The following is an 8,097-nucleotide window of genomic DNA, read 5'->3' as shown; positions in this document are numbered from 1 at the left end:
TAATTATTAAGATATTAATTCCCGCCCAGCCCCAAATGAGGATTATAGTCCGTGGACGATTAAGCAACAAGAAAGGATAGTCTAGTTTTTACATCACTTATAAATATGTATGAACAGCATTAGGTCTGATGTCGGAAATTTGATCAAAGAAAAAAGGATTAAATCAGGGCTGTCACAAGAAGCCTTTGCTCTGCTCGCTAAAGTTGATAGAAGCTATATGGGGAGGATAGAGCGAGGGAAAGCTAATATCTCTATCGAATTGTTATACAAGTTAGCATTTGTTCTGAACTGTGAAGTCTTTGAGCTGCTTCCCAAATCCACAATAAAATTGATTGACTGACTAAATCTTCTCCGACTAACTTCATATTACCTATTTCTCCGACTAACTTCATATTACCTATATTGGGCAGTCGGTTTAAGTTGCGAGAGTTAGAACTAGTATAGTAAATGAGATATTGTAAAGAAAGATATGTATATAAATGAGTATAGATTATTACATATTATAAAAGATGACTTTATTTACGCCTTTGCTCGCCATTTTAACTCCTATTATCTGCCCTAATACCTAAGGTTTTAAACACCTACAGTTTAAATATCACCTGGTTTTTAAGTATGAATATGTCTATTTTTCAATTAATTAGTGATCAATTTTACCGCATTCTCGCCAACTCACGCTAATTTTGCCATTATTTCGCTATAGCGGAAATATGAGCTCAACATCACCCTAAGGTTCACAAGCTAAGCGCAAGCTCAACAAAATCGATTTTCACTGTGCCAGTTATTATAACGTGATTTCACAGATTATTTCTTAGAAATTTAGCCCTGATTGACGTAAAAAGCTGCTTAGCCATTGACTAAAAGATGAGCCTTTTCTAGCGAGAATTGCTTACCATCGGCCTTGATATAGACCACACCTTCATCTGGTACTACCGTCACATCGACCACACCTTCAAGGGTGGCTAACTGCTCACCAATAGTGTCCGCCGAATAGCGAGTAAAGTCGGGCTTTAGCGTGAAGCGTTTCAAGCGTTCACTGGTGCCTAGCTTACGCAAGCCAAGCCACCATATACCGCTGGCACCACCTGCAATAACGAACACCCACTGGGGACCAATATACTGACTCGCAAGCCCAGATAAAGTGCCGCCTAAAAATGCGCCTAAAAACTGAAAGCTGGCATAAATACCCATGGCAGAGCCTTTTTTTCCCGCTGGCGCAATACTTGACACCATGGCCGGAAAACTTGCTTCTAAGAAATTAAAGCCAGTAAAAAACAACCAACCAAACACCATTACCGCCAGCACTGTGCTGTGGGAAAAGTGCAAACCGAGTAATGCGCCACCTAGCAACAATATGCACAAACGAATAACGCCCGCTTGGCTCATCTTTTTGGTTAACATCATAAGCGCAACAAGGCCAACGACAGAAGCTGCCAGTATGGGTAAGTACAATTGCCAATGATTTTCTAGCTGCCAGCCCAAAGCACTGAGTAAAATAGGCATTTGTACAAACAAAACCGTGATCATCATGTGTAGCAGCATCACGCTAATATTCAAGCGGCGTAACTGTGGGTCGAAGAATAAGATTTTTACGTCGGTAAGGACAGGAAGCGTGTCGCCTTTAGGCGCGTAGTTTATCGCACTAGGCACCACCCAAATGACCAAAGGAATACACAACAGCGCCAGCATGCCTGTGATGGAGAAAATACCGTGCAAACCATAGCTGTCAGCGATTACAGGGCCGATTAATAAAGCGATGTAAAATGAGAACCCGATGGCAATACCAATAATCGCCATTACTTTTGGCCGCTGTTGTTCTCGGCTCACATCGCCCGCGAGTGCCATAATAGCACCGGCAATCGCCCCCGCGCCTTGCAAGAACCGGCCGATCACAATCCATAACATGCTGTCTGCAGCCGCCGCGACACCACTACCAATGGCAAACATCATTAACCCAGCAACAATAACCGGTTTGCGGCCGATTTTATCGGACAACACCCCCATGGGGATTTGCAAAATAGCTTGGGTCAAACCATAGCCACCAATGGCTAAACCAAGCATTAAGGCTGAATAATCTGGGTAGTTTACCGCGAGTATGGCCAGCACTGGCATCACCATAAACAATCCCAGCATACGCAGGACATAAACAGCGGCCAAAGCCAGAGAGGCGCGAATTTCTGTTCTATTCAAATGAGTAACTAATCAGTTTGAGGTTATCAAGGCGGCGAAGTTTAACACAAAATTATCGCCCTAAACGACAGCAACATTGCAGCGAGCGAGGGGAAAAATAGCATAAGTTCAATGATATGCCCGAGTTTAAAACATCCACTTACATATTTCAGCGGCGATCTAATCAGCGCCATGACTCGTATCTTTTTATCATTAATCATCTGGGTATTGAAAGTATAATTGTTCAACCACATAGAGCTCTTATATCAAGTATGTAATACTCACTCTTTTGAGGACGACTTTGGTCAATAATGGATAAGATAGCTGTACGTGGCGCGCGCACTCACAATCTAAAGAACATCGATTTAGATATTCCTCGAGACAAACTTACTGTCATCACCGGCTTGTCTGGCTCAGGCAAGTCCTCGCTGGCATTCGACACCCTTTACGCCGAGGGGCAACGTCGTTATGTTGAGTCCTTGTCTGCTTACGCAAGACAATTTTTATCCATGATGGAAAAGCCCGATGTTGATCACATCGAAGGCTTATCACCAGCAATTTCTATCGAACAGAAATCTACCTCACATAACCCACGCTCAACTGTGGGTACTATCACTGAAATTTACGATTATTTACGCTTGCTTTACGCTCGTGTAGGTGAGCCTCGTTGCCCAACCCATCATGTGCCGTTAGATGCGCAAACTGTTAGCCAAATGGTTGACCGCGTATTAACCATGCCCGCAGATGAAAAGCTCATGCTGTTAGCGCCTGTGGTGCAAGACCGTAAGGGTGAACATGTTAAAACCTTAGAAAGCCTTGCGGCTCAAGGGTTTATTCGTGCGCGAATCGATGGTGAAGTATGTGACTTGTCGGATCCTCCTGAGTTAGATTTGCATAAAAAGCATAATATCGAGGTGGTGGTTGACCGCTTTAAAGTGCGTGAGGACTTAGCACTTCGCTTGGCAGAGTCTTTCGAAACCGCACTGAACTTGTCCGCGGGCACCGCCAAAATAGCCTTTATGGATGAGCCGCACAAAGAAGAAGTGGTGTTCTCGTCTAATTTTGCCTGCCCTCATTGTGGCTATTCAATGGCCGAACTTGAACCAAGACTCTTCTCGTTCAACAACCCAGCAGGCGCTTGCCAGACCTGTGACGGCTTAGGCACAAGGCAGTTTTTCGACCCACACAGAATTATCAGTAACGACGAACTGAGTCTGTCGGGCGGGGCAATACGCGGCTGGGATAAGCGCAGTTATTACTACTTCCAAATGCTGCAAGCGGTGGCCGATCATTATAAATTTGATTTGACCACGCCTTTCTCTGAACTTGACGAAAAAGCCAAAGACATCGTGTTACACGGTAGCAAAGGCACCTCAATCAACTTCAAGTACATTAACGATCGCGGCGATATTATGGAGCGTAAGCATCCCTTTGAAGGGATCATTCCGAACATGGAGCGCAGATACCGCGAAACAGAATCAAATGCTGTTCGTGATGAATTATCGAAATATTTAAGCCAGCAACATTGTAGTAGCTGTAATGGCACGCGTTTGCGCCTTGAAGCACGCAACGTGTTTATAGGTGACACGCCACTGCCAACCATTACCGATATGTCGATTGCCGAATCATTGCAGTTTTTCACCGACATTGAGCTGACAGGTAAACGAGAAAAAATCGCCGATAAGATTTTCAAAGAAATCAACGATCGTCTGAATTTCTTGGTCAATGTGGGCTTGAATTACTTGTCACTTTCACGCAGCGCCGACACCTTATCCGGCGGTGAAGCTCAGCGTATTCGCCTTGCCAGTCAAATTGGTGCCGGCTTAGTTGGGGTAATGTACGTACTGGATGAGCCATCGATTGGACTGCATCAAAGAGACAACGAACGCCTACTGACCACATTAGAGCATTTACGCGACTTGGGTAATACCGTCATCGTGGTAGAGCATGATGAAGATGCTATTCGCGCCGCTGATTTTGTACTCGATATTGGGCCAGGAGCCGGTGTGCACGGTGGCGAAATTGTAGCCCAAGGCACCATTGACGACATTATGAAAAGTGAGCATTCATTAACAGGTAAGTATTTATCTGGACGTGAGGCCATCGCCATTCCTGAGAAGCGCACTGAAATCGACCAAGATAAATGGATCGAAATGTGTGGCGCCACGGGTAATAACTTACAGGACGTAGATTTACGCATTCCGTTCGGTTTAATGACTTGCGTAACGGGCGTGTCCGGTTCAGGTAAATCCACCCTCATCAATGATACTTTTTATCGTATTGCTCATCGTGAGCTAAACGGCGCAACTACGGGTGAGCCAGCACCATATAAAACGATCACTGGCATGGACATGCTCGACAAGGTTGTTGATATTGATCAAAGCCCGATTGGGCGTACACCGCGCTCAAACCCAGCGACATATGCGGGTATTTTCACCCCAGTGCGAGAGCTGTTCGCCGGTACGCAAGAGGCACGTTCACGTGGCTATAAGCCAGGTCGATTCAGCTTCAACGTGAAAGGCGGTCGTTGTGAAGCCTGTCAGGGTGACGGTGTGATTAAGGTCGAAATGCACTTCTTACCTGACGTATACGTGCCCTGTGACGTATGTAAAGGGGAGCGTTACAACCGCGAAACCTTAGAAATTCAGTACAAGGGTTTAAATATCCATGAAGTACTGGATTTAACTGTTGAAGACGCGCGCAAGTTCTTTGATGTTATTCCTGCGATTGCCCGCAAATTACAAACGCTGATGGATGTAGGTTTGTCATACGTGCGTTTAGGTCAAGCCGCCACTACCTTGTCAGGTGGTGAAGCTCAGCGAGTCAAGCTGGCCAAAGAATTATCTAAACGAGATACAGGCCAAACCCTGTATATTTTGGATGAGCCCACCACTGGTTTACATTTCCACGATATAAAACAACTTCTACAGGTATTGCATCGCCTACGTGATCACGGCAATACTGTGGTGGTTATTGAACACAACCTAGATGTGATCAAAACAGCGGATTGGGTGATTGATTTAGGACCAGAAGGCGGCTCAGGCGGCGGGCAAATCATCGCTCAGGGCACACCAGAACAAGTTTGCGAAGTAGAAATATCTCATACGGCGCGCTTTCTTAAACCTTTGCTATCAGTTTAAACAAGGAATTTGATTTATGTTTATTGAAGATTTTAATGTGCGTTTTTGCGAAACGGATGCCCTAGCACATGTGAGTAATACTGTGTTGGTGGATTGGTTTGAAATGGCTCGTGAGCCTATTTTTAAGATATTTAGCCCTGAATTAGATTTAAAAAATTGGCCGCTTATTTTAGCCAGCTATAAAGTCGACTTTCTGGACCAAATGCACTACGGCCACCCTGTTCAAGTACGCACTTACATCAGTCGCATTGGTGGCAGTTCGTTTGACGCCTACCAAGAGCTTTGGCAAAACGGCACTAAACGCGCCACAGGCACAACCACTATGGTGCAGTATGACTACGCTGAGAAAAAATCTGTGGTTATTAATGAAGAAATCCGTGCACAGCTGACCGAGCATGCCATTCCTCGGGGCGTGAATGGCTAAGTCAAAAACCTTTATTAAGGTTATTGAGCACGCTATCAGTGACGAACTGTGTGATCAGTTCGTTACTCAATTTGATTCAAGTAAAAACATTCTACCTGGGCGCACAGGTGGCGGTATAGATACCGACAAAAAACGCAGTACTGATGTATCCATCATCACCCATCCTGAATTTAATGTCCCCTATCAAGCATTACTGCCTATTCTTGGGCAGCAAATTTTGCGCTATTTCGAAGAGTACTTTTTCGCCTTAATCGGTCCTATCGGACTCACAGTGAAACACCCAAAAACAGGGCAGCCCGTTAAATTAACCCATGACAATTTTGCAGAAGTAGGTTTACCAAATTTGTCTAATTTGATGACGTACCTTTTTAGGTTAGGCAACATCAATGCGCAAAAGTACGAAAAACAACAGGGGGGTTACCCTTATTGGCATTCAGAGGTGTATCCACAATCAAAGGGTACCGACGCTCTGCACCGAATATTGCTGTTTATGTTTTATTTGAACGATGTGGATGAGGGCGGAGAAACCGAGTTTTATTACCAAGACGTAAGCATTAAACCCCGCAAAGGCACTATGGTGATTGCACCGGCGTACTTTACCCATACTCACCGAGGGAATGTACCCATCTCTAACGATAAGTACATTCTCACCTCATGGGTGCAATTTAACCAAGGTAACGCGATTTTCGCTCAAGGGTAAGACGCAGTCTTAGTGCACTTGCTTAACGTCAGCGACGCTAGACCTTGAACTGCTGCGTAATGCCTTCCAAGTGCTTTGCCAGCTGTGCAAGCTCGCCGCTTACTGAGGCTAAACGACTTGAGCTATTAGCTGTTTCTTCTGTACGCTGGTGTATCTCATCCACATTGTGGCTTATCACACCTGCAACACTTTGCTGCTCGCCTGTAGCGTGAGCGATTTGGTCGTTCATCTGGGTTATTCGGCTGATAGTTTGAGTAATAACCGTCAAACTCGCACCGGCTTTATTCGCCGTGTCTACACTGCTTGTTGCCTGCTCAGTCCCTTTTGTCATCACACTTACCGCTGAGCGCGATGCATTTTGCAGTTGTTCAATTGTTTGTTGAATTTGCTCGGTAGATTGTTGAGTCCGCGATGCTAGCGTGCGAACTTCATCTGCCACCACGGCAAAACCTCGCCCATGCTCACCAGCTCGGGCGGCCTCGATAGCAGCATTCAACGCTAATAAGTTGGTTTGCTCTGCAATACCTTTAATTACATCAAGCACCACCCCGACTTGTTTTGAATCTGCTTCAAGCTGCTTAATAACCTCTGCAGAGCTATCCACGTTGGCTGCCAACTCTCTTATACTTTGTACCGTATGGTTTACCACAGCTTGGCCGTCATCTGCAGCAGCAGATGCATCACCCGCTGCATTAGCCGCTTCAGCGGCACTCTCAGCGACCGCATTTACACTGCGCGTCATATCGTCAACCGCTGACTTCGCTTGACTGGCTGCGCTTTGCTGAACATCAATTGTGCGATTAGTATCATCGGTAAGTTGATTTAAGTTTTGGGCTAATTGAGATAAAGGCATAGATGCATTCACAATGTCTTTAACCACACCTTGTAGCTTTTCCATAAACTGATTAAACCAATGCACTAAATCACCAATTTCATCTTGATTACGGCTTTGGATACGCACCGTAAGATCGCCATCTTCCTGGGCGATGTCTTTTAATGAATTAACAACTTGGTCAATACTGCCGCGGATCCCCATGACGATAGGAATGGCTGTGGCAAACAACAACACAATCGTCACCCCAGCCATAATGGCACCAAATGACAGCATATTTTTTAACGCGTCGTTAGATTCAGTTATCGCTTGCTTAAAGCCATTCACGCGTGCATCACGAAAAGCACCTAACGCTGTAGTGGCATCATCATAGCTTTTGTTCATCCTGGTGGATAACTCGCCGATCTTTGAAAAATCTGCCGTATTGTTCACCATCGATTCAGACACTTTGTAAGCAAGATCAAAATAGTTATTAAATGATTGTTTAATACTATTCGCCTCCGCGCTCAGGCTAGGCTCGATAGAAATAATCTTGTCTAACAAAACCTTAGTATCCGCTGCCTGCACTTTAGCAACAGCCAGAGTCTCTTCATCGCCAGTCGTAACGGCGCTACTGAGAGTTTCTTTAACCTTTTCCATTTTGACCAATGCACTGCTGGTCGCTTCTAATGCTGGATACTGCACCTTGTCTGCGTCTTCCAGCAGTTCAATGTTGTTCATTGCAGTGTGAGTTGTGACCCACAAGTAGACTAAAAAGCCAATGGAGCCAATGATCGGAATCAAATACAACTTTTGCGCTATCGACATTTTCGTTAAGAAACTCATGAAGTTACCT

Annotated in this window: 6 protein-coding genes; 4 read left to right on the top strand and 2 right to left on the bottom strand. The window is 45.1% G+C overall.

Features of this window, described 5'->3' with window-relative positions; all coding sequences use genetic code 11:
* Positions 1 to 109 precede the first annotated feature (109 nt).
* A complete protein-coding gene (locus tag GMES_RS14910) occupies positions 110 to 340 on the top strand; it encodes a helix-turn-helix domain-containing protein (RefSeq protein ID WP_039987541.1) in 231 nt (76 codons plus the stop codon).
* A gap of 503 nt (positions 341 to 843) precedes the next feature.
* Here the strand turns inward: GMES_RS14910 and GMES_RS14905 are convergent.
* Positions 844 to 2,187: an MFS transporter gene (locus GMES_RS14905; protein ID WP_039987539.1), complete on the bottom strand. Its 1,344-nt coding sequence runs from the start codon at positions 2,185 to 2,187 to the stop codon at positions 844 to 846.
* A 290-nt stretch (positions 2,188 to 2,477) separates the two neighbouring features.
* Here GMES_RS14905 and uvrA point away from each other — a divergent pair, with 290 nt between their 5' ends.
* The 3 genes from uvrA to GMES_RS14885 are packed head-to-tail and all read left to right on the top strand — an operon-like array spanning position 2,478 to position 6,430.
* Complete coding sequence (uvrA, locus tag GMES_RS14895) at positions 2,478 to 5,306, top strand: excinuclease ABC subunit UvrA (protein ID WP_006993563.1); 2,829 nt, start codon at positions 2,478 to 2,480, stop codon at positions 5,304 to 5,306.
* A gap of 16 nt (positions 5,307 to 5,322) precedes the next feature.
* Positions 5,323 to 5,730: an acyl-CoA thioesterase gene (locus GMES_RS14890; RefSeq protein ID WP_006993562.1), complete on the top strand. Its 408-nt coding sequence runs from the start codon at positions 5,323 to 5,325 to the stop codon at positions 5,728 to 5,730.
* Positions 5,723 to 6,430, top strand: a complete 708-nt coding sequence (locus tag GMES_RS14885) for a 2OG-Fe(II) oxygenase (protein WP_006993561.1) — start codon at positions 5,723 to 5,725, stop codon at positions 6,428 to 6,430. The genes GMES_RS14890 and GMES_RS14885 overlap by 8 nt, the downstream gene beginning before the upstream one ends.
* A 37-nt stretch (positions 6,431 to 6,467) precedes the next feature.
* Here GMES_RS14885 and GMES_RS14880 read toward each other — a convergent pair whose 3' ends face one another.
* Complete coding sequence (locus GMES_RS14880; protein ID WP_006993560.1) at positions 6,468 to 8,087, bottom strand: methyl-accepting chemotaxis protein; 1,620 nt, start codon at positions 8,085 to 8,087, stop codon at positions 6,468 to 6,470.
* Positions 8,088 to 8,097 lie beyond the last annotated feature (10 nt).

Origin of the sequence: Paraglaciecola mesophila KMM 241, from assembly GCF_000315015.1 — a bacterium.
Classification (GTDB): Bacteria; Pseudomonadota; Gammaproteobacteria; order Enterobacterales; family Alteromonadaceae; genus Paraglaciecola; species Paraglaciecola mesophila.
The sequence above is the reverse complement of the archived record's forward strand: the minus strand, read 5'-3'. Positions and strand labels throughout refer to the sequence as shown.

What these genes read in the sequence shown, in the direction of transcription:
- uvrA (WP_006993563.1), top strand. Translation starts at nt 2,478, where the DNA reads ATGGATAAGATAGCTGTACGTGGCGCGCGCACTCACAATCTAAAGAAC.
- GMES_RS14910 (WP_039987541.1), top strand. Translation starts at nt 110, where the DNA reads ATGAACAGCATTAGGTCTGATGTCGGAAATTTGATCAAAGAAAAAAGG.
- GMES_RS14885 (WP_006993561.1), top strand. Translation starts at nt 5,723, where the DNA reads ATGGCTAAGTCAAAAACCTTTATTAAGGTTATTGAGCACGCTATCAGT.
- GMES_RS14880 (WP_006993560.1), bottom strand. Translation starts at nt 8,087, where the DNA reads ATGAGTTTCTTAACGAAAATGTCGATAGCGCAAAAGTTGTATTTGATT.
- GMES_RS14890 (WP_006993562.1), top strand. Translation starts at nt 5,323, where the DNA reads ATGTTTATTGAAGATTTTAATGTGCGTTTTTGCGAAACGGATGCCCTA.